The following is a 20,735-nucleotide window of genomic DNA, read 5'->3' on the forward strand; positions in this document are numbered from 1 at the left end:
CGGTCGCTCAGCAGTCCGTACGTCCGACCCGCCGGAGGCCTCTCGATGCCGTACCGTCCGCGAATTCCTTCCCCCGACCGCCGTGCCGTGCTCCGCGGCTCGCTGGTGGCCACGGCCGCACTGACGCTCCCCGTGGCCGGCGCGGCAGCTCCGGCCTTCGCACGGTCCGGCCGCCCGGACGCGGCCTGGGGTGTGCAGGTCGGCGATGTCACGTCGTCATCCGCTCTGGTGTGGGTCCGCTCCGACCGGCCGGCCCGGATGGTGGTGGAGACGTCGGCGACCGAGTCCTTCCGGCGCGCCCGCACCTGGCACGGGCCGCTGCTGGGCTCCGGTACGGACTTCACCGGAACGACGCCGCTGTACGGCCTGCCGCCCGGTGAGCAGGTGCACTACAGGGTGACGCTCGCCGCCCCGGACGACCCCCGGCGTACCGGCGAACCGGTGTACGGCACCTTCCGGACCGCGCCAGCACGCCGACGGGACGGGGTGCGGTTCCTGTGGTCCGGCGACATCGCGGGCCAGGGGTGGGGTATCAATCCGGACATCGGTGGCTACCGGGTCTACGACGAGATGCGCCGCCTGGATCCCGACTTCTTCCTGTGCAGCGGGGACAACATCTACGCGGACGGAGTCATCGAGCCGAGCGTGACGCTGCCCGACGGACGTGTCTGGCACAACGTCACCACCGAGGAGAAGGCGAAGGTGGCGGAGACCCTCGCCGAGTACCGGGGCAACTTCCGCTACAACCTCCTGGACGACAACCTCCGCAGGTTCAACGCGCAGGTGCCCTCGGTGATCCAGTGGGACGACCACGAGGTGCGCAACAACTGGTACCCCGGGCAGATCCTCGACGACGCCCGGTACACCGAGAAGAACGTGGACGTACTGGCGGCCCGGTCGGTGCAGGCCTTCCGCGACTACTTCCCGGTGTCGAGCCTGCACGGATCCGCGGGTGGGGACAGGGTCCACCGGGTGGTCCGGCACGGTCCGCTGCTCGACCTTTTCGTCCTGGACATGCGGACGTTCCGCAATGCCAACTCCCCCGGCCGACAGCCCGACGACACCACCGGAATCCTCGGCGCCGCCCAACTGGCCTGGCTCAAGCGCGAACTGTCGAAGTCCCGGGCGGTCTGGAAGGTGATCGCCGCGGACATGCCCCTCGGGCTCGTCGTCGCCGACGGCGCCACGAACTTCGAGGCCGTGGCCCAGGGCGATCCCGGGGCCCCACTCGGCCGCGAACTGCAGATCGCGGAACTGCTCCGGTTCATCAAGCACCGCAGAATCACCGGCACGGTGTGGCTGACGGCGGACGTGCACTACACCTCCGCCCAGCATTACGCCCCCGAGCGGGCGGCGTTCCAGGACTTCGCCCCCTTCTGGGAGTTCGTCACGGGACCGCTGGCGGCCGGCCAGTTCCCGTCCAACGCGCTCGACGGCACATTCGGCCCCGATCAGGTTTTCGTTCAGGCGCCCGACCGGGCCAACGTCTCGCCCATGGAGGCACCCGCGCTCTTCGGCGAGGTGGACATCGACGGTGACAGCGGGGACTTGACCGTACGCCTTCGCGCACAGGGCGGATCTGTCCTGTTCAGCAAGGTGCTCCAGCCCGGACGCGTCGGGCAGTGAACCGGGCTGCCTGACCTGACCGCGCCGGGCCCGGGCAGGAGCACGGGGCGCCGCACGGCGGCCCGGCACGCGCCGCGCGCCAGGCGCGGCCCGGCCGGGCAACGATTCCCGGCCCGAACGCCGCTCAAAATGGACTTGCAACCGACCAAAAACAGACGATAGGCGACTAGATCCACACTTAACCCATCGGTCACAAGGCGTTCGTGATCAGGCAACACCGTTCGGTCACAGTGAAGTCATGACTGATGTGACCTACGCGAAGAACGCCCGCCGCCCCCACCACTGGCGCCGGGACCTGATCGAACTCGCCGCCCTGTTCACCGCCGTCGCCGTCGCCGACGCGATCGCCAACCTGATCGGACACCAGCCGGACGGCCCGTATCTGCTGATCGCCTCGGCGGTGGCGCTGACCGCCACCGCCGCGTTCCACACCTGGTGGGCACGCCGGCACAGTCACGCGCCACCGCCGGATGCGGAGGGCCCGGCAGGCGCGGACGACCGGGCGGTGCGGGCCGACGCCCCGTCACCGGATCCCGCAGCCGCCGAGACGGTGCTGTGGCGGATGCGGACCACGGTCCGGGACGCGCCCGGCAGCCTGGCCGCACTCTGCACCGTGCTGGCCCGCCACCGGATCGACATCCTGACCCTGCAGACGCACCCGCTGGCCGAAGGCACCGTCGACGAGTTCCTGCTGCGCGCTCCCGCCTCGCTGCCCGCGGCACAGCTGACCCGTGCCATCTCCGAAGCGGGTGGCCGCTCCACCTGGATCGAGCGCGCCGACGCCCACGATCTGGTGGATGCCCCGACCCGGGTACTCGGCCTCGCCACCCGGACCGCGCTGGACGCGGCCGAACTTCCTCTCGCCCTGCGCCAGTTGCTCGGCCGGTGCACCATCCACTCCCTGCCTGCCATGTCGATCAGCGGACGTGCCACCGGTGAGACCGCGCCCGTGGAGGGAGTGCTGGAGGAGACGGTGATGCGACTGCGTGATCCGTCCGGCGGCGTCATCACCGTCGAGCGCCCCTACCTCCCCTTCACTCCTACGGAGTTCGCCAGGGCGCGCGCCCTGGTCGAACTCGATGCGCGCCTCGGCCCCCGCATCCCGCGCAGCGCGCACGTACTCACCCTCCCCGAGGGCAACGCCATCACCGTGCGCCGGGCGGACCGCGGCGACCTCGAAGCGGCCAGGGCCATGCACGACCGCTGCTCGGAGCAGACCCTGCGGCTGCGCTACCACGGCCCCGTGCGCGACGCGGACCGCTATCTCGAGCACCTGCTGAGCCCGCGCTTCGGGCGCACCCTGGCCGTGCAGACGGCCTCCGGCCGGACAGTGGCCCTCGGCCACCTCCTCTGGGACGGTGACGAGACCGAGGTCGCCCTGCTCGTCGAGGACGACTGGCAGCGCCGCGGCATCGGCTCCGAGCTTCTGGGCCGCCTGGTGGCGCTCGCCGTCGAGGCGGGCTGCGAGAGCGTCTACGCCGTCACCCAGGCGTCGAACACCGGGATGGTCGCCGCCATGCGTGCGCTCTCGCTGCCGCTCGACTACCAGATCGAGGAGGGCACGCTCGTGATCACCGCCCGGCTGGGCGCGGCACCGGTGCGCTCCCTGCCGCCGTACGAGCAGGCTGAGCGCTGACCACCAGCTGACGGACCGGTTCCTCGCCGCTCAGTGCCTGGCACAGGTCGGCCCACAGGTCCTCGACGTCCTCCAGTCCGACCGACATGCGCAGCAGCCGGTCACCGACCCCCGAGGACTGCCGGTCCCCTTCATCCACGATGCGGTGGCTGATGGAGGCCGGGTGCTGGATCAGGGTGTCCACACTGCCGAGACTGACCGCCGGCGTGATCAGCCGCACCGCGGCGATCACCCGGTGCGGGTCCCCGTACACCTCGAACGAAACCATCGCGCCGCCCAGTTCGGGGTAGTGCACACGGGCGATCCGCGGGTCGGCGGAGAGGCGACGGGCGAGTTCCGCGGCATTCGCCGACGCGGCCCGGACGCGCACCGGCAGCGTGGCGAGACCACGCAGCAGCAGGTATCCGGCCATCGGGTGGAGCACCCCACCGGTGGCGAAGCGCACCTGGCGCAACCGGGCCGCGAACTCCTCGTCACAGGCGACGACCCCGCCCATCACGTCCCCGTGACCGCCCAGGTACTTCGTCGCGCTGTGCAGGACGATCCGCGCCCCGTGCTCGACGGGCCGCTGGAGAATCGGAGTGGCGAAGGTGTTGTCGACCAGCAGCGGCACCGAGCCGCAGGAGTGGGCGACCGCCCGGATGTCCACCTCGGCGAGCGTCGGGTTGGCAGGTGTCTCGACGATCACGAGCCCCGTGTCGGGGCGGATCGCCTCGGCGATGCCCGCCGGATCCGTCCACGTCACCTCCGTGCCCAGGAGCCCGGCGCCCAGGAGATGGTCGCTGCAGCCGTAGAGCGGGCGGACGGCCACCACATGCCGCAGTCCCATGCTCGCGCGGGCCAGCAGAACGGCGGTGAGCGCGGCCATCCCGCTGGCGAACGCCACGGCGCTCGCGGTCCCTTCGAGCCGCGCCAGGGCCGTTTCGAACCGGGCGGTGGTCGGGTTGTCGAGCCGTGCGTAGACCGGCGGACCGTCGAGCCGGGCACCGGTCGCGGCGAAGGAGTCGATCCGTTCCGCCTCGCCCCGGGAGTCGTACGAGGGGTAGGTGGTGGACAGGTCGATCGGCGGGGCGTGCAGGCCGAGAGCCGCGAGGTCTTCGCGTCCGGCGTGCACGGCTTCGGTGGCTTGCGCCCGGTTCGGGGGTGTCGTCGAGGGCGCCAGCGAGGATTCGGTGTCCATGACCTCACTCTGAACAAAGACCGGGACGTGATGGAGGAACCCCGTGCTACGTTCGGCGAATGACCGATTCTGTCGCTCTCGATACGGTGGATCTGCATATTCTGCGGCTCCTGCAGAACGATGCCCGGACCACCTACCGCGAGCTCGCGGCCGAGGTCGGGGTCGCCCCGTCGACGTGCCTGGACCGGGTCACCAGGCTGCGCCGCACGGGCGTCATCCTCGGTCACCAGTTGCGACTGGACCCGGCCAGACTGGGCCGCGGCCTGGAGGCACTCCTGTCCGTACAGGTCAGGCCGCACCGCCGGGAGCTCATCGGCCCCTTCGTCGACCGGATCAGGACGCTGCCCGAGTCGCGTGCGCTCTTCCATCTGACCGGCCCCGACGACTATCTGGTCCACGTGGCGGTGACCGACACCGCCGATCTTCAGCGTCTGGTTCTGGACGAGTTCACCTCGCGGCGCGAAGTGGCCCGCGTGGAGACGCGGCTGATATTCCAGCAGTGGGAATGCGGTCCACTGCTGCCGCCTTCGAGCCGGCCGGCCGAGGGCGGTCCGGGCCAGGCCCCTGGCGCCGAACGGTAGTGACGCGGAGGCCTTCCCCGTACGAGGATGTCCACATGTCAGACACTCCGAGCAGCGCGCTGCCCCGCCAGGTCGCCGACACCTACGTCGACGCATTCATCGAACTCGATCCGATCTCCGGCACCTATCTGGGTGTCGCGGAGAGCTCGCGCCGCCTTCCCGACTTCTCCCCCGCCGGCCAGGAAGCGCTGGCAGAACTGGCCCGCACCACCCTCGTGCGGCTCGACCGCGCGGAGCAGCTCCCCGGTGCGGCCGACGATGCGGAGCGCCGTTGCGGCCGCCTCCTGCGGGAGCGGCTGACGGCCGAACTCGCCGTGCACGAGGCCGACGAGGCGCTGCGGGCCGTTTCCAATCTGCACTCCCCGGCCCACTCCATCCGTGAGGTGTTCACGGTGACGCCCACGGAGACGGACGAGGACTGGGCAGCCGTCGTCGATCGGCTCAGGGCGGTTCCGGGCGCCCTGTCCGGCTACCGCGAGTCCCTCGCGCTCGGTCTGGAGCGGAAGCTGTACGGCGGTCCGCGCGCCACGGCGACGTTCATCGGCCAGCTCGACGAGTGGGTCGGGGACGGCACGACGGGATTCTTCCGGGACTTCGCCGCCGCCGGACCGGAATCCCTGCGCACCGATCTGGACGCCGCCGCGGCGCAGGCCACCGAGTCGCTGGAGGAGCTGCGCCAGTGGATGCGGGAGGTGTACGCGCCCGCGATCGAGGGCGAGCCGGACACGGTGGGCCGTGAGCGGTACGCCCGCTGGTCGCGCTACTTCAACGGCACCGATCTGGATCTCGACGAGGCGTACGCGTACGGCTGGTCCGAATACCACCGGCTGCTGGCCGAGATGCGGACCGAGGCCGACAAGGTACTGCCGGGCGCGGGCCCCTGGGAGGCGCTGGCCCACCTCGATGTGCACGGCAAGCACATCGAAGGGGTCGACGAGGTCCAGGCGTGGCTGCAGGGCCTGATGGACGAGGCGATCGAGGCCCTGGACGGTACGCACTTCGAACTCGCCGAGCGGGTCCGCAAGGTGGAGTCCCGCATCGCTCCCCCCGGTGGCGCCGCGGCGCCGTACTACACGGGCCCCTCGGAGGACTTCTCCCGCCCCGGACGCACCTGGCTGCCGACGATGGGTGAGACCCGCTTCCCGGTGTACGACCTGGTCTCCACCTGGTACCACGAGGGTGTGCCCGGCCATCACCTCCAGCTGGCGCAGTGGGCGCATGTCGCCGAGAGCCTCTCGCGCTACCAGGCCTCCATCGGCATCGTCAGCGCCAACGCCGAGGGCTGGGCGCTTTACGCGGAGCGTCTGATGGACGAGCTGGGTTTCCTGCCCGACGCCGAGCGCCGGCTCGGCTACCTGGACGCCCAGATGATGCGGGCCTGCCGGGTGATCGTGGACATCGGCATGCACGCGGAGCTGGAGATTCCGGCCGATTCACCGTTCCACCCCGGTGAGCGGTGGACGCCGGCGCTGGCCCAGGAGTTCTTCGGCAACCACAGCGGCCGGCCGGCCGACTTCGTGGAGAGCGAGCTGACCCGCTATCTCTCGATGCCGGGCCAGGCCATCGGGTACAAGCTGGGAGAGCGTGCCTGGCTGCTCGGCCGGGAGAACGCCCGCGCCGCCCACGGGGACGCCTTCGACCTCAAGTCCTGGCACATGGCCGCCCTGTCCCAGGGGCCGCTGGGTCTGGACGACCTGGTCGACGAGTTGTCGAAGCTCTGACCTGCGCCGGCCGGTCCCGGACGTGGCGCCCGGGACCGGCCGGGCGGTGTCAGCACCCGCAGTCGCCGGATTCGTCCGGTGCGGTGAGCGGGTCGGCGGTACGCCGTTCGCGCCCCTGCCAGGTCTCGAACTCGAAACCCTCACGCGCCCAGTACTCGAAGCCGCCGAGCATCTCCTTGACCTGATAGCCGAGTTCGGCGAGGGCGAGCGCGGCACGGGTGGCGCCGTTGCAGCCGGGGCCCCAGCAGTAGGTGACCACGGGCACGGCGGGGTCGAGCAGTTGCCGTGCCTGTGCGGCGATGAGCGCCGTGGGCAGATGTACGGCTCCGGGGATGTGCCCCTGGTCCCAGGACGCGGTGGAACGGGAGTCGAGGAGCACGAAGCCGGTGTCGTCCCCGGAGGCCAGTGCGGCGGCGACGTCCGAGACATCGGCGTGGAAGGCGAGCGAGGCGCCGAAATAGGCGGCGGCCGCTGCCGGAGCGGCGGGCGGGACCCGCAGGACGGCGTTGGCGGCGGGGGTGGTCATGGGGTGCGTGCTCATGGGGTGCGTGGTCATGGTGAAAATCTACGACCGGCCACCCATCGCCGGAAGGAGAGATCCCCGGCACACCTCTTGATCTGCCGGGGAATCCCCTGTTTCCTCTTTCCATGACCGACTATTCACCGGACGACACCGACTGGCGCATCCTGGACGCCCTGCAGCGCGAGGGACGCGCGACATTCGCCGAGCTCGCGCGGGCCGTCTCGATGTCGTCGAGCGCCGTGACGGAGCGCGTGCGCCGGCTGGAGGAGGCCGGGATCATCAGCGGCTACGCGGCCGTGGTCGATCCGGAACGACTCGGACTGCCGGTTCTCGCCTTCGTGCGGCTGCGGTATCCGAACGGCAACTACAAGCCGTTCCACGACCTCCTCGACACCACGCCGGAGGTCGTGGAGGCCCATCACGTCACGGGTGACGACTGCTTCGTACTGAAGGTGACCGCCCGTTCCATGAGGCATCTGGAGACGGTCTCCGGGAAGATCGGCGCCCTCGGGTCCGTCACCACCAGCGTCGTCTACTCCTCGCCGCTGCCGAGACGGGCGGTCAGTCGCTGACCCCGTCGGCCACCCGGTGCCGCACGGCCGATCCGTGCCGTTCCTTCACCACTTCCAGCTGGGCGGGGATGCGGCGGCGCAGATCACCGACGTGGCTGACGATGCCCACGCTGCGGTCCCGTTCCCGCAGCGAGTCGAGCACGTCGAGCACCTCGTCGAGCGTCTGCTCGTCGAGGCTGCCGAAGCCCTCGTCGATGAACAGGGTGTCCAGCCGTACGCCCCCCGCCTCGTCGGTGACCACGTCTGCGAGCCCGAGCGCCAGCGCGAGCGAGGCGAAGAACGTCTCGCCGCCGGAGAGCGTGGCCGTGTCGCGTTCGCGTCCCGTCCAGGCGTCGATGACGTGCAGGCCGAGTCCGGCCCGGCGGCCTCCCGTCCGGGCATCGGAGTGGACCAGTTCGTAGCGGCCCGAGGACATCCGCCGGAGCCGGGCGGTGGCGGCCGCCGCCACCTGCTCGAGACGGGCCGCGAGCACGTACGACTCCAGCCGCATCTTGCGTTCGTTGTCCGCGGACGTGCCCGCGGTCAGTCCGGCGAGCCGGGCGACCCGTTCGTACTCCTCGCGCACCGGCCCCAGGTCACGCACCTCGTCCGCCGCGCGGCGGGAGAGCCTGTCGAGCTCGGCGCAGCGTTCCCGCGCCGACGCCAGGGCCGCAGACGCGTCCCTCAAAAGGCGCTCGGCCGTGTCGTGGGCCCGCTGCGCGGTATGCGGATCGGCCGGGGCCCGGCCGGCGGCGGCACGGGCGTCGGCCTCGGCGAGCCGGTCGGCCACCGCGGCCGCCTCGGCCTGCCAGGCGTCGATGCGGTGCTGGAGCGCACGCTGGCCGGAGTCGGCGAGCAGGGTCTCTGCCGCGGCCTGCGGCGTGTCGAATCCGGCCCGGAAGGCGGCGTCCGCCAGCCGGTCGTCGGCCTCCTTGAGCCGCGCTGCCGCACCCTCCTCCTCCCGCACGGCCGTGGCCGCCTCGACGAGCAGGGCAACCCGCTTCTGCAACAGCGCGGCGTGCTCGGTGACGGTGCCCGACTCGCCACGGGCCAGCGCCAACACCTCTTCCAGTGAAGCCTGTTCAGCGTCCAGGCCCTCGCGACGGGAGGTGCGCGCCGCGGCCCGGCGCTCGGCCTGCTGCCGGTCCTCGGCCCGCTGCGCCTGCTCCCGCTCCGCTGCCGCCAGGGCCTCACGTGCGGCGTGCATCCCGGCTGCGGTCCGGTACGCCTGCGCGTGCTCGGCGGTCAGCGTGTCCACGAGTCCGGCAAGGGCCCCGGCCGTCGGCCCGGCCGCGTCCGCGTCCGCCACGCTGTCGGCTCCGGCCGACTCCACGGCCTCCGCGCGGGCTGCCGCATACCGTTCGCGTACGGCTGCGAGCGCGTGCTCCGCCTCCGTACGCGCCTGCTCGGCAAGCCGGTGAGCGGCCTCCGCCGTGTCCTCCGTCGCCTGGTCCACGTGTCCGTCCGCGGCGCGGGCCGGCTGCGGGTGGTCGACGGAGCCGCAGACCGCGCAGGCCTCGCCCTCGACGAGTTCCCGCGCGAGTTCGGCCGCGATGTCGCGCAGCCGTCGCTCGCGCACGTCGAGCCAGTGCTCACGCGTGCCCAGCGCGTGCTCACGGGCCGCGCCGAGCCGCTCCTCGGCGTCGACCGCCTCGGCCGCCAGCGCGTCCCTTCGGCGGGCCGCGGCCAGGCGTCGCCGCGCCGGTTCCAGCCGGCCGGCCAGGAGTTCCGCACGTGTCGCGGCCTCCTGCGCCGCCTCGATACGGGTGAGCAGCCCGCTGCGGGTGTCCTCCCAGTCGGCCAGCCACCCCTCGGCGTCGCGGATCAGTTCGTCGTCCGCCCGGGCCTGCCGCTCCAGCGCGGTGCGCTCGCTGTCGATGTCCGCGCTGCGCCGCTCGGCGCGGCGTGCGGCGTCCAGTCCGCCCAGCTCTTCGCGGAGCCGGCGTTCCAGAGCGGCCAGTTGCTCGGCGCCGGCTTCGGCGAGGCTGTCGGGGAGGCGGGCCCGGGAGAGGTCGCGGGCCGCGCTCGCACGCCGGTACGCCCGCTCGGCCTCGTCGCGAAGTTCCAGGGCCGGCGCGACGCGGTCCGCCTTGCGGGCGCGCCTCAGCTGTTCCTGGGCGTCGTCGTGTCCGGCCCTGCCCGCCTCGGACGCGGCGGCGCGGCGCCCGGTCTCGGCGTACCGCTGCTGGAGTGCGGCCAGTTCCCGTTCGGCGTCCAGGGCGGTCCGGGCGGCACCCTGCCGGCTCTCGGCCGCCGCCACCAGCACGCCGCCGATGTCGAGCCGCTCCCGGGCGCCGCTGCGGGCCGTCGCCGCCCATTCCAGTACGGCGTCCGCGAGCCCCGGTTCGCCCGGCTGCACACCCGGCAGCGGGGATTCGCGCCCGGCCGGACCGGCTGCCTGGGCGATCCGCTGAGCGAGGGCGAGGATCTGTTCGTCCCCGGCCCTGACCCGGCTCTCGGCCACGCGCCGGAGCTCGGCGAGGCGCTCCTCGACGGCGGCGAACCGGCGGGTGTCGAAGAGCCTGCCGAGCAGCTTGCCGCGCGCCTCCGCGTCGGCCCGCAGGAACCGGGCGAAGTCGCCCTGCGGCAGGAGCACCACCTGGCAGAACTGTTCGCGGCTCATCCCGATGAGCTGGGTGATCTCCTCACCGATCTCCTGGTGCGAGCGGCTCTGCGCCTGCCAGCCCTGTTCGGGGTCGTACGCCCGCAGGCCGCTCTGTGCCTTCTCCGTGGTGTGGCCGCCGCCCCGCTTCTTGGGCCGTGGCTGGGCGGGGCGGCGGGTGATCTCCAGACGGCGCCCGCCGACGGTGAGTTCGAGCCGGACCTCGGTGGGCAGGTCCGCGGGCGCGTGGTCGCTGCGCAGCGAGGTGCCGGGGCTCTGCCGGGCACCGGGCACGGCCCCGTACAGGGCGTAGCACACTGCGTCGAGGACGGAGGTCTTGCCGGCGCCGGTCGGACCGTGCAGCAGGAAGAGTCCGGCTGCGGAGAGCGCGTCGAAGTCGATCTCCTGGGTGGCGCCGAACGGGCCGAAGGCGGTGATGTCGAGCCGGTGGAGCCTCATCGGTTCACCTCGCGCACGCCGTCGTCGACCCGTACGTGATCGAAGGCGCTGCGGAGCACCGTGCGCTCCTGCTCGTCGGTGCCGAAACCGCCCCGGACGTGGGCCACGAAGTCCTCCGCGATGCTCTGGTCGTCGCGTCCGCGCAGCCGCTGGGCGTAGGAGATGTGCGGGTCGTCGGGTGCCCGGTCCGGTTCGAGGACGAGGCTGAGCGTGTGCGGGAAGCGCTCGACGAGCCGGGCCATCGGATCGGCCGGGCGGACCGGATCGGTGAGGGTGGCCTCGACCCAGGAGTCTGCGTGCCGGTCGAGGGCGGGGTCGTCGAGGAGGGCGTCGAGCCTGCCGCGGAGCCGGGCGAGGGGGCGGGGCACCGGGCAGTCGATCCGCTCGGCGGCGATCGCGCCCGAGGCGTCCAGGTCGATCAGCCACATCGTCTTGCGGTGGTGCACCTCGGAGAAGGAGTACGCGAGGGGGGAGCCGGAGTACCGGACGCGCTCGGCGACGGTCTGGCAGCCGTGGAGGTGGCCCAGCGCCACGTAGTCGACGCCGTCGAAGACCCCGGCGGGGACGGCCGCGACTCCGCCGACGGTGATGTCGCGCTCGCTGTCGCTCGGCTCACCGCCCGCGACGAAGGCGTGGGCGAGGACCACGGACCGGGTGCCGTCCGGCCGCTCGGCGAGATCGGCCCGGACCCGGTCCATGGCGGCGGACAGCACGGCCTCGTGCCCGGCCCGCTCCGTGCTGAACACGTCCTTGACCAGGGCGGGTTCGAGATACGGAAGTCCGTAGAACGCCACGTCTCCGTGCCCGTCCGGCAGGACGACGGGGGTGGCGCAACGCGCGGGGTCGGTCCGCAGGTGGATGCCGGCCCGCCCGATGAGCCCCGCGCCGACACCCAGCCGCCTCGCCGAGTCGTGGTTCCCTGAGATCATCACGGTCGGCACCCCGGCGGCGGCGAGACGGTGCAATGCGTCGTCGAAGAGCTCCACGGCGAAGAGCGGCGGTACCGCCCTGTCGTACACGTCACCCGCGACGAGCACGACGTCGACCTCGTGCTCACGCACGGTGGCCACCAGGTGATCGAGGTAGGCGGCCTGCGCCTCGTGCAGGGAGACCCGGTGGAACGACCGGCCCAGGTGCCAGTCCGATGTGTGCAAAATCCTCAAGAGCCGGCTCCGACCTGCCTGTTTCGTTTCCTCGTCCCCCGGGTCCTGTCCGGTCGCGCACCGGGCCGGTCCCGGGTGCCGGCGCCCGCCACACCTGCGCGCCCCCGCCCCTGTCCCCTCACGCACCACAGTCTCCCATCACCGGGCACGCCTCCGGGGCCCGAGGCGGGAAGAGCTCTCGTCTCCCGGCGCCGGTGTGCGGGAGCGGCCGCTCAGGCGTCCCCGTACGCCTCGTCGCCCAGTGCCAGCTCCGCCTCACCCGCCGTGGCGTCGGCCAGCCAGCGGCGGAACTCCTCGACCTCGGCGTCCGGAAGCCCGATCTCGATGGTCACCGCCTCCGCGTAGCGGACCGCGCGCACGCTGCGTCCGGTGGCCCTCAGCTCGTTCTCCAGCCGGCCTGCGCGCTGATGTCCGACGGTGACCTCCGCGATCCGGAACCGCTGCCGGGTGAGCGTGCCGATGGCGTCGAGGGCCTCGCCGACCGCGCCCCCGTAGGCCCGGATGAGTCCGCCTGCGCCGAGTTTCACCCCGCCGTAGTAGCGGGTGACGACGGCGACGACGTAGCGCATCTCGCGGCGGGTGAGCATCTGCAGCATGGGGACGCCCGCGGTGCCCCCCGGCTCGCCGTCGTCACTGGCCTTCTGTACGGAGGCGTCGGCGCCGATCACGTACGCGAAGCAGTTGTGCGAGGCGGTCGGGTGCTGCCTGCGGACGCGTGCGACGACGTCCTGGGCGTCCTGTTCGGTGGCTGCGGGGGCGAGCGCGCAGATGAAGCGTGATCGGTTGATCTCGGTCTCGTGCACGCCCGCGCGGGCGACTGTCCGGTACTGCTCCTGCATCCGGCCAGCCTATGCGCAGCTGCGGGAATGGTCCGGAGCGGCCGTCCGTTGTGCGGATCATGTACGCAGACACGGAGACGATCCGCAGGATTCTCGAGGACACCGGCGACACCTGGGCGGTGGTGGGGCTGTCCGACAACCGTTCGCGCGCGGCCTACGGGGTGGCCGAGGTGCTCCAGCGCTTCGGCAAGCGGGTGGTTCCCGTCCATCCCAAGGCGGAACGGGTGCACGGCGAGGAGGGCTACGCCTCACTGGCCGACATCCCCTTCCCGGTCGACGTGGTGGACGTCTTCGTCAACAGCGAGCTGGCCGGCGCGGTGGCGGACGAGGCGGTGACGGCCGGTGCCTCGGCGGTCTGGTTCCAGCTCGGGGTGATCGACGAGAAGGCGTACGAGCGCACCAGGGCGGCCGGGCTCGACATGGTCATGGACCGCTGCCCCGCCATCGAAATACCCGCGCTGAACGGCTGAGCGCCCCGGGCGGTCGTATGTGCGGGGTATCACACTCCGCTCCGGGCTGGGAGGATGGCCCGCTGTGAGCAGAGCCCCCTCCACGAGCGTGTCCGCTGCCCCGCACAGCCGGACCCTGCTTTCCCAAGAACTCGCCGCGCTCGGCGTCGAGCGCGGCGGCGTCCTGATGGTGCACGCGTCACTGAGCGCCGTGGGGGCGGTGGACGGCGGCGCGGAGGCGGTCGCCGCCGGGCTGCGGGACGCCCTGGGCCCGGAGGGCACGCTGGTGGTCCCGTCCTTCACCCCGGAGAACTCCGACACCTCGCCGCAGTACCGCGCCCTGGTCCACGGCCTCGACGACCGGGAGCGGGAGGCCGTCCGGGCGGCGATGCCCGCGTTCGACCCGGCCACCACGGCGGCCCCGTCGATGGGCCGGCTCTCCGAGACGGTGCGCCTGACCCCGGGCGCCGCCCGCAGCGCACATCCGCAGACCTCCTTCGCCGCCCTCGGGCCCCTGGCCGGCCACGTGGTGGCGGAGCACCGCCCCGACTGCCACCTGGGCGAGGACTCCCCACTGGCCCGCCTGCACGAACTGCGCGCCCAGATCCTGCTGCTCGGCACCGGTTTCGGCTCCTGCACCGCCTTCCACCTCGCCGAGTACCGCGTACCGTCCCCGCCCCGCCGCACCTACCGCTGCGTGGTGCGGGACGGCGACCGGCGCCGGTGGTGGGAGTACGAGGACGTGGCGCTGGACGACAGCGACTTCACGGCGCTGGGGACGGACTTCGAACGGTCGGACCGGGGGACGGCCGTCGGCACCGCCCCGGTGGGCTCCGCCACGGGCCGCCTGTTCCGCTTTCCGGCTGCGGTCGCGTTCGCCACCGGGTGGCTGACTGCGCACAGGGGGCGCACTCGTTGAGCTCGGCGTGCACCACATACGACGGGCTGACGGCGCACAGGGGGCGCACTCCTGACGGCGTTTCGCGCCTGCGCGGCAACCTCCTGGTCGGTGCACCTATATCCAACTTGCCTTGTGAGACTCATACTTACCGCGTATCGGCCCCGAGGGGAAGGCACCGGATGGAGCAGCTGATCCGCACGGAGGACGGCCGGGATCTGGCCGTTGAAAGCTTCGGGAATCCGCACGGCAGACCGGTGTTCCTGCTCCACGGCACCCCGGGCAGCCGCCTCGGGCCGGCCCCGCGCGGGGCTGTTCTGTACCGGCTGGGCATCCATCTCATCGCGTACGACCGTCCCGGATACGGGGCGTCCGACCGCCTGCCCGGCCGGTCCGTGGCCCATGTGGCAGACGACGTCGTGACCATCGCCGACGCCCTCGGCATAGGCAAGTTCGCGGTGGTGGGACGGTCGGGCGGGGCGCCGCACGCCCTCGCCTGCGCAGCGCTCCTGAGGGGCCGCGCCGCCCGCACGGCAGCGCTGGTCGGGCTGGCGCCCCGCGACGCGCAGGGGCTCGACTGGTTCGAGGGCATGACCGAGTCCAATGTCCGTGAGTACATCAACGCCGCTGCGGGTCGGGGCAGGCTCACCGCCGCACTGGAACGCAGATCGGCGTCGATCCGGGCGGACCCGATGGGCTCGGTCGTCGACATGCACCGCGGGCTGTCGGCGTCGGACCGCGGGATCGTGTCCGACACCGGCATACGCGCCATGCTGGTGCGCAACTTCGCCGAGGGGCTGCGCAGCTCCGCGGACGGCTGGGTCGACGATGTCATGTCCTTCAGCAGCGACTGGGGGTTCCGGCCCGAGGACATCGCCTCGCCCGTGCTCCTGTGGCACGGCGAGGACGATGTGTTCGCACCGGCGCAGCACACCCGCTGGCTCGGCGAACGCATCCCCGGGGCCGAGACGGTGGTGGAGCGCGGCGCCGCGCACTTCGGTGCGCTGCGCGTCCTCACCCGGGTGCTCGGCTGGGTCACCAGATGAGGACCCGGCCGGGCCCCCGGAGGCGGGCAGCCGGCCGGGTCCGGCCGGCCACCTCACCTCCTGAGCGGTTCAGACCGGCTGCGGTTCCAGATCCCGGTTGATCCGCCGCCAGGTGCGGGCCGCCACCGCGATCGGATGATCCATGCCCAGGTGCTCGACGGCCAGTGGCACGACTTCCGCCCGCAGCCGCTCCGCCTCCCTCTCGCGTTCCATCGAACGCAGGGTGACGGCCAGGTTGGAGCGGCAGGCCAGCACATCGGGGTGCGCCGGACCGTAGCGGTCCAGGAGTCCTTCGAGAGCGGCCCGTTCCCAGCGTTCGGCCAGTTGCAGCCGGTTCAGGTCGCCGTAGGCGTTGGCCAGGTTGATGGCGGCGCAGAGCGTGAAGGGGTGCAGTGCCCCCAGGCCGGCCTCCAGCGCGGCCCTGACCTCTTCGCCCGCCTCCGCCGCCGACTGGGCCGCCCCCATGCCGCGCAGGTAGATGGCGACGTTGTTACGGCAGGCCAGTGTGAACGGGTGGTCCTCTCCCAGCGTCGCCCGGTAGCCGTCCAGGGACTGCTGGGCCAGATCCAGCGCCGCCTGCTTGTCGCCGACCGCGGAGAAGTCCGCCGCGAGATTCAGCCCGCAGGCGAGCGCGTCGGGCACCTTGGTGCCGTACCTCTCCCGGTAGCGGTTGTACGTCTCCTCCGTCAGGAGCTTCGCCTCGTGCGGATGTCCCGCCTTGCGGAGGGAGACCGCCAGGCTCTTGGCGGTACGCAGTGCCTCGGGCACGTCCGCGTTGAGGACCCGTTCGAAGGCTGCCTTGACCTCGCGGAGGATCTGGACGGAGGACTCGTACTCACCGGTCTCCCTCAGGTCGCGCCCCAGGTGCCCCTTGGTCGTCAGGGTGTACGGGTGGTCCTCGCCGAGCAGTGAGCTGCGGCGCTCCACGGTGAGGTCGTCGAGCCGGCGTGCTGCCTCGCTGTCGCCGGTGAGCCGGTAGTCGATGGCGAGGTTGTGGGCGGCGACGAGGGTACGCGGATGATTGTCGCCGAAGGTCTCGCGCATCACATGGTGGATCTTCTGGTCCCGCTCCAGCGCCTCGTCGAACCGGCCCAGAGCCCTCAGGTCCGCCGCCAGACTGCCGGTGGTGATCAACAGGCTGGGATGGTCCTTGCGCAGCAGGCGGGACTGGCGGGCGAGTGTGTCCTCGTCCATCCGGCGGGCCTCCGGGTACCTCCCCTGGGCGCGCAGGGCGTTGGCCAGTTCGAAGCGCAGGTTCAGCGTCTGCAGGTCGTCCTCGCCGAGTTCCTGGGTCCAGGTCTTGTTGAGCTGGGTCCCCAGGGCCCTCGCACTCTCCAGATCACCGCGCTTGAGGAGGTAGCGGATGCGGTCGACCATCAGCTGCCGGGCTTCGGCCTCGTCGCAGTCCGCGACACCCGAAGGCCCGAGGTGCGGCCAGATCAGCTCGAAGGCCGGCCAGCTCCTGGGGTCGTTCACCGGGTTGTCCTGGTCCGCGCCCTGCGGCGGACGGGCCTCGGCGAGTATGCGGTGCACCTCGTGGACCGCCGTGTCCCGTTCCTCGGACGACAGCCCCGCCCGGACCGCGGCCTGGACGAGCCGGTGGACCTGGATGCTGCTGTCGGCCGGGTCCACCTTGGCCAGGGCGAAGCGGTTGAGCGCCTGGATGACCCGCCCCAGCATGTACCGCTCACGGAGATCGGGATCGTAGGGAAGGAGCGAGCGGAACATCGAGTCGCTGCCGATGAGCGTCATCGAGATCGGTTCGGCGGAGAAGAAGGAGCACAGTTCCAGCAGTCGGACCGCCGCTTTGGACTCCTTGCGCAGCCTGGCTATGGAGATGTTCCAGGTGGCGCCGATCTGGAGGGCGTAGTCCTCGGGCCTGCCGAGGGAGAGGACCTTGGTGCTCTGTTCCCTGAGCTGTTCGACGTAGGCGTCGACGGGGGTCGCGGTCTCGGCCAGCCAGGCGGCGGCGACCTCCACCGCCAGCGGCAGGTCGCCGACGGCCTCGGCCACACGGTCCGCGTCCCTGGCCGGGAGCTTGCGCACCCTGCGGCACAGGTGCTCCACGCTCTCCGCCCGGGTGAAGACCTCGACCTCCACCGGCTCCACACGACTGGAGATCGGCTTGTTGCGACAGGTGGCGAGAATGTGACCGTAGATACCTGCCGTCAGGGGTCCGGTCTCGTCGGGAAAGAGTTCCAGCGCCTTGTCGAGGTCCTCGACGTTGTCGAAGATGATCAGCCAGCGCGCGTACGGCGCTCCGCTCCGCAGCGCCTGAAGTGCGGCCCTGGCCGCTTCGGCGACCACGTCACCGGCGCGCAGGCCCATCTTCTCCGCCAGTTCCGCCAGGGACGACACCACGCGGTCGGGCTGTTCGGCCTCGACCCACCACACCAGGTCGTAGTCGGCCCGGAACCGGTGCGCGTACTCCCGCGCCACCTGCGTCTTGCCCACCCCGCCGAGCCCGTAGAGGACCTGCGGCAGATGCTGCGCGGAGCGGCTGCTGCCGCGTAACTGGTCACGCAGCCGCACCAGTACGGATCCACGACCGGTGAACTCGGCGTGCCGGGGACGTACGTTCCACACCGCGGGCACCGTGCCGGGGAACCGCGGGCCCCCGGGTGCGCCCTGGGCCGCATCGATGGCCTCGGGCCGGTCCAGCGCCGTCAGTACGGCGCCGATGGCCTCCCGTTCGTCCAGCCGCGCGACATCGACGATGCCCCGGCTGTTGAGCGGCATGGTCAGACGTACGTCACTGATCCGCACCGGAACGAGCTGGCGCCGGCTCCCCGAGGGGTCGAGCCCCAGGGCTGACTCCCACAGGCTCCGGGCGCGACGCGAGTTCTGGTAGGCCTGGGAGACGACAGGGACGACGCGGAAGGTGCCGGCGGCTGCCCACTCCGCGTCGTTCCAGGCCGTGTGGGAACTGCGCACGTCCACGGGCATGACGTGGAAACCGGCACGGGTCAGGACGGCCTCCAGCCAGTCCGCCCACATCTGGTCCTCGGCGACATGGGTGAGGACGATGTTGGACGGTGGGACGGGCCTGCGCCGGGTGTAGGCCGCCACGTAGGCCAGCCGTTCCGCTTCGTCCATCGCGGGCAGCGCGGTGACCCGGCCCTCGGTGAGCACCGCGGTCAGCCGTTCGCAGGAGGTGAGCATGGAGCTCGATATGTTCGGCGCGTCACCGAACGTGGCCAGGATCTCCTCATAGGCGTAGAAGGGCCGGTAGGGGATCTCCACCGTGCCCCAGTAGTTGGCCAGTTCGTCGTTGGCCAGACCGCTGGGGAAGCCGGGGAAGCTCTCCCTGGCCAGGGCGCGTCCCGCGTCGGCCTTCTCCTTCTCCCCGTCGTCGATGCGCATGGGCACAGGGAGGATCCGTATGTGCTTGTCGTGGAACCGTTCTTCGATGTCGCGGGCCACGGCGGACGCGCCCTCGATGCTCTGGTCGCTCAGAGTGAAGCAGACCACCAGCACCTGCGGCATCTGGACGGTGCAGATGTCGGCGATGTCGCTCAGGCCGGTCCGGCTGTCGATCAAGGTGAAGTCATAGTGTTTCTGCATGTCGGCCCGCATGGCGTCAAAGAACTGGCCGCCGCCGTAGCGTTCGTAGAAATCGTCCCAGTCCATCCGCCCGACGGTCGAGGAATAGTCCCGGTTGCGGCGACCGGCAGACAGGAAATCGAGGCTCCCACCCCGCTGGAACGCCCAGTTCAGGGAGGTGGCGTGCGGCCTCACGCGAGCGTATTCGCGATGCCATTCCGGATCACGCGCCGCAGGCCTGCGCGCCTCTTCCTGGTATTCGGTGATCAGGTTGATCAGGCCGGGAGTGGCGGCCAGGTCGGAAAGATCGAGAAACGGATGGAAGAACCGGTGCAGGCCGGGGGCTTCGAGGTCCCAGTCGACGGCGAGTACGCGATAGCCGTTCGCGGCGAGAATCCAGGCGGTATTGGCGAGCGCCATGGTGCGGCCGGTACCGCCTTTGTAGGAGTAGAAGGTGACGACGGTGCCGTCACGGTTCTCGGTCATCTGCTGGGTCCTCCCCCTCGGGGGCGTCACCGTCACCGGGATCGCCCGCGTCGTGGCCCGTACCGGTGACGGGTAGAGCGGAATTGCTGGTTCCGTAGCCCACGCCGTCGATCAGCAGTCGCGGCATCGCGCCGCTCGGGCCCTCGGGCGGGAATGTCTCGGCATGGGCGGCGTAGTGCCGCTCCGCGGCCTTCACCGCTCCCGGGAGTTCCTGACTGAAGGCCTCCAGGGTGGGGACACCGCCGCTGTGCGACCGGTGGCCGAACTCCCCCTCGGGCCCTGATTCGAGCACTCCCTCGAGTACGGCTCGGAGGTCGGCCTCCCGGTGTCCGGAGTCGGGGTCATCGCGGTTCCACGGGACCATGACACTGATCCAGGGCCGGCTGTTCTCGCTCAGCCGTCTCAGCAACTCCTGGCGTCGCGGAGTGTCCAGGGCCCACCGGTCCAGAAGCAGCAGGCCAGGAGCCTGGGGCCGCTCGGTGCCGAGCAGCCGCTCCGATTCCGCCTCGAACTCCCCCACCCTCACCTGGTAGTCGAGGTTGCGCACGAGGTCGACGGCGTGATCGGCCAGCGGCCGGGACGATTTGGGGTGGTACGGATTCCAGTCGCGCTGCGCGGGCCCGTAACAGTCCGGCGCACGGCCGGGCGGCAGATCGGAGCGGGAGCAGGCGAGCACGGAGATCTCCATCTGCCTGGCCCTGCCGGGCGGTCCGAAGGCGCTCGGCACCGCGGCATAGTCCTGCTGCGGGTCCCCTTCGGGCATCCGGCTCTGCTCCGCCACCTTCACTATGCGCTTGGCCAGCAGATATACGGCTCTTTCGTACTGGTCCCGCAGATAGCGCAGTTTGATCAGCCCGTAGAAACCCTCGTCGGCGTACTCCTCGCCGAAGGCCGCGTGATTGAACTGCAGCCGTTCCGCCGGCTGCGGCAGCTGCCTGGGCGGTACGGGCACCCAGAGCGCCGGCACGATGCCGGACATCTGGCCGCCGTTGCTGCGGGCCGCCTGGTAGTGGACCGCACGGCTGGAGAACGCGTACCACTCCCGGCCGCACTGCTCGCTCAGGAAATAGCGCGGTGAGTAGAGCGGCACGAAGACCTTGCAGTACGCCAGGGCTTCGGAGAGCCGCTCCTGCCACCCCTCCCCCGGCTGCATCTGCTGATCCAGGAAACCGGCCGGCACCCCGGCGGGCAAGGAGGTCAGTTGCAGAACGTGGGCGCACAGGTCCCGGTAGAATCTTTCGACCCAGAGATTCGGGTCTTTGTCCTTCGGATCGTTCCTGGGTGTATGCGCATAGCTGAGGAAGAAGTACGGTCTCGGCTCATCTCCCTGTGCTCCGGCACCTTCAAGATCCAACGTTTCCCCCGGTCCACGTGTGGGACCTCAGTCTAGGAAGTATCGAATCTTCGATGGAACGGCGGGAACGCGCCTAAT

The 20,735-nt window shown here is 71.4% G+C and carries 15 protein-coding genes; 8 read left to right on the forward strand and 7 right to left on the reverse strand.

The features are described from left to right. Nucleotides 1-45: 45 nt before the first annotated feature. Nucleotides 46-1,626 carry an alkaline phosphatase D family protein gene (locus ABZ434_RS12635; protein WP_359134739.1) on the forward strand — a complete coding sequence of 527 codons (1,581 nt, stop codon included), beginning with the start codon at nt 46-48 and terminating at the stop codon, nt 1,624-1,626. Nucleotides 1,627-1,864: 238 nt separating this feature from the next. Continuing rightward, a complete protein-coding gene (locus tag ABZ434_RS12640; protein ID WP_359134741.1) occupies nt 1,865-3,262 on the forward strand; it encodes a GNAT family N-acetyltransferase in 1,398 nt (465 codons plus the stop codon). On the opposite strand, the gene ABZ434_RS12645 is transcribed toward ABZ434_RS12640, so the two are convergent. Then, nucleotides 3,198-4,442 carry a PLP-dependent transferase gene (locus ABZ434_RS12645; RefSeq protein WP_359134743.1) on the reverse strand — a complete coding sequence of 415 codons (1,245 nt, stop codon included), beginning with the start codon at nt 4,440-4,442 and terminating at the stop codon, nt 3,198-3,200. The genes ABZ434_RS12640 and ABZ434_RS12645 overlap by 65 nt on opposite strands. Before the next feature lie 59 nt (nt 4,443-4,501). On the opposite strand from ABZ434_RS12645, the gene ABZ434_RS12650 reads away from it, so the two are divergent. Beyond that, on the forward strand, nt 4,502-5,023 hold the full coding sequence (locus tag ABZ434_RS12650; RefSeq protein WP_359134745.1) for an Lrp/AsnC family transcriptional regulator: 522 nt from the start codon (nt 4,502-4,504) through the stop codon (nt 5,021-5,023). A gap of 35 nt (nt 5,024-5,058) precedes the next feature. Beyond that, on the forward strand, nt 5,059-6,744 hold the full coding sequence (locus tag ABZ434_RS12655; protein WP_359134747.1) for a DUF885 domain-containing protein: 1,686 nt from the start codon (nt 5,059-5,061) through the stop codon (nt 6,742-6,744). Nucleotides 6,745-6,793: 49 nt separating this feature from the next. Here ABZ434_RS12655 and ABZ434_RS12660 read toward each other — a convergent pair whose 3' ends face one another. Then, nucleotides 6,794-7,270 carry a rhodanese-like domain-containing protein gene (locus ABZ434_RS12660; protein WP_359134929.1) on the reverse strand — a complete coding sequence of 159 codons (477 nt, stop codon included), beginning with the start codon at nt 7,268-7,270 and terminating at the stop codon, nt 6,794-6,796. 122 nt (nt 7,271-7,392) lie between these two features. Between ABZ434_RS12660 and ABZ434_RS12665 the strand changes: the two genes are divergently transcribed. Then, nucleotides 7,393-7,839, forward strand: a complete 447-nt coding sequence (locus ABZ434_RS12665; protein WP_359134749.1) for an Lrp/AsnC family transcriptional regulator — start codon at nt 7,393-7,395, stop codon at nt 7,837-7,839. Here ABZ434_RS12665 and ABZ434_RS12670 read toward each other — a convergent pair. From ABZ434_RS12670 to ABZ434_RS12680, 3 genes are all read right to left on the reverse strand, one after another. Then, on the reverse strand, nt 7,829-10,879 hold the full coding sequence (locus tag ABZ434_RS12670; protein WP_359134751.1) for an SMC family ATPase: 3,051 nt from the start codon (nt 10,877-10,879) through the stop codon (nt 7,829-7,831). The genes ABZ434_RS12665 and ABZ434_RS12670 overlap by 11 nt on opposite strands. Further along, nucleotides 10,876-12,042: an exonuclease SbcCD subunit D gene (locus ABZ434_RS12675; protein WP_359134753.1), complete on the reverse strand. Its 1,167-nt coding sequence runs from the start codon at nt 12,040-12,042 to the stop codon at nt 10,876-10,878. The genes ABZ434_RS12670 and ABZ434_RS12675 overlap by 4 nt, the downstream gene beginning before the upstream one ends. Nucleotides 12,043-12,254: 212 nt before the next feature. Continuing rightward, nucleotides 12,255-12,881, reverse strand: a complete 627-nt coding sequence (locus tag ABZ434_RS12680; RefSeq protein WP_359134755.1) for a YigZ family protein — start codon at nt 12,879-12,881, stop codon at nt 12,255-12,257. A gap of 59 nt (nt 12,882-12,940) precedes the next feature. Between ABZ434_RS12680 and ABZ434_RS12685 the strand changes: the two genes are divergently transcribed. The 3 genes from ABZ434_RS12685 to ABZ434_RS12695 all read left to right on the forward strand — a co-directional run bounded on the left by ABZ434_RS12685 (nt 12,941) and on the right by ABZ434_RS12695 (nt 15,274). After that, the gene (locus ABZ434_RS12685) at nt 12,941-13,351 is read left to right on the forward strand and encodes a CoA-binding protein (RefSeq protein ID WP_359134757.1); all 411 of its coding nucleotides are present in this window, start codon (nt 12,941-12,943) and stop codon (nt 13,349-13,351) included. Between the two features lie 88 nt (nt 13,352-13,439). Then, complete coding sequence (locus ABZ434_RS12690) at nt 13,440-14,249, forward strand: AAC(3) family N-acetyltransferase (protein ID WP_359134931.1); 810 nt, start codon at nt 13,440-13,442, stop codon at nt 14,247-14,249. 161 nt (nt 14,250-14,410) lie between these two features. Then, nucleotides 14,411-15,274: an alpha/beta hydrolase gene (locus tag ABZ434_RS12695; protein WP_359134759.1), complete on the forward strand. Its 864-nt coding sequence runs from the start codon at nt 14,411-14,413 to the stop codon at nt 15,272-15,274. A 69-nt stretch (nt 15,275-15,343) separates the two neighbouring features. Here the strand turns inward: ABZ434_RS12695 and fxsT are convergent, their stop codons facing one another. Both fxsT and ABZ434_RS12705 read right to left on the reverse strand, forming a co-directional pair. Beyond that, entirely contained in the window at nt 15,344-19,303 is a 3,960-nt protein-coding gene (gene fxsT, locus ABZ434_RS12700) for an FxSxx-COOH system tetratricopeptide repeat protein (protein ID WP_359134761.1), read from the reverse strand. Then, on the reverse strand, nt 19,287-20,657 hold the full coding sequence (locus tag ABZ434_RS12705; protein ID WP_359134763.1) for a TIR-like protein FxsC: 1,371 nt from the start codon (nt 20,655-20,657) through the stop codon (nt 19,287-19,289). Before ABZ434_RS12705 ends, fxsT begins: the two co-directional genes overlap by 17 nt. Between the last annotated feature and the right edge of the window lie 78 nt (nt 20,658-20,735).

Origin of the sequence: Streptomyces sp. NPDC005761, from assembly GCF_040630635.1 — a bacterium.
Lineage (GTDB): Bacteria > Actinomycetota > Actinomycetes > Streptomycetales > Streptomycetaceae > Streptomyces.

Bases quoted from the DNA above. Each gene is read 5' to 3' on its own strand.
- ABZ434_RS12680 (WP_359134755.1), bottom strand. From the start codon at position 12,881: ATGCAGGAGCAGTACCGGACAGTCGCCCGCGCGGGCGTGCACGAGACC.
- ABZ434_RS12685 (WP_359134757.1), top strand. From the start codon at position 12,941: ATGTACGCAGACACGGAGACGATCCGCAGGATTCTCGAGGACACCGGC.
- ABZ434_RS12670 (WP_359134751.1), bottom strand. From the start codon at position 10,879: ATGAGGCTCCACCGGCTCGACATCACCGCCTTCGGCCCGTTCGGCGCC.
- ABZ434_RS12635 (WP_359134739.1), top strand. From the start codon at position 46: ATGCCGTACCGTCCGCGAATTCCTTCCCCCGACCGCCGTGCCGTGCTC.
- ABZ434_RS12640 (WP_359134741.1), top strand. From the start codon at position 1,865: ATGACTGATGTGACCTACGCGAAGAACGCCCGCCGCCCCCACCACTGG.
- ABZ434_RS12650 (WP_359134745.1), top strand. From the start codon at position 4,502: ATGACCGATTCTGTCGCTCTCGATACGGTGGATCTGCATATTCTGCGG.
- ABZ434_RS12655 (WP_359134747.1), top strand. From the start codon at position 5,059: ATGTCAGACACTCCGAGCAGCGCGCTGCCCCGCCAGGTCGCCGACACC.
- ABZ434_RS12665 (WP_359134749.1), top strand. From the start codon at position 7,393: ATGACCGACTATTCACCGGACGACACCGACTGGCGCATCCTGGACGCC.
- ABZ434_RS12660 (WP_359134929.1), bottom strand. From the start codon at position 7,270: ATGACCACCCCCGCCGCCAACGCCGTCCTGCGGGTCCCGCCCGCCGCT.
- fxsT (WP_359134761.1), bottom strand. From the start codon at position 19,303: ATGACCGAGAACCGTGACGGCACCGTCGTCACCTTCTACTCCTACAAA.
- ABZ434_RS12695 (WP_359134759.1), top strand. From the start codon at position 14,411: ATGGAGCAGCTGATCCGCACGGAGGACGGCCGGGATCTGGCCGTTGAA.
- ABZ434_RS12645 (WP_359134743.1), bottom strand. From the start codon at position 4,442: ATGGACACCGAATCCTCGCTGGCGCCCTCGACGACACCCCCGAACCGG.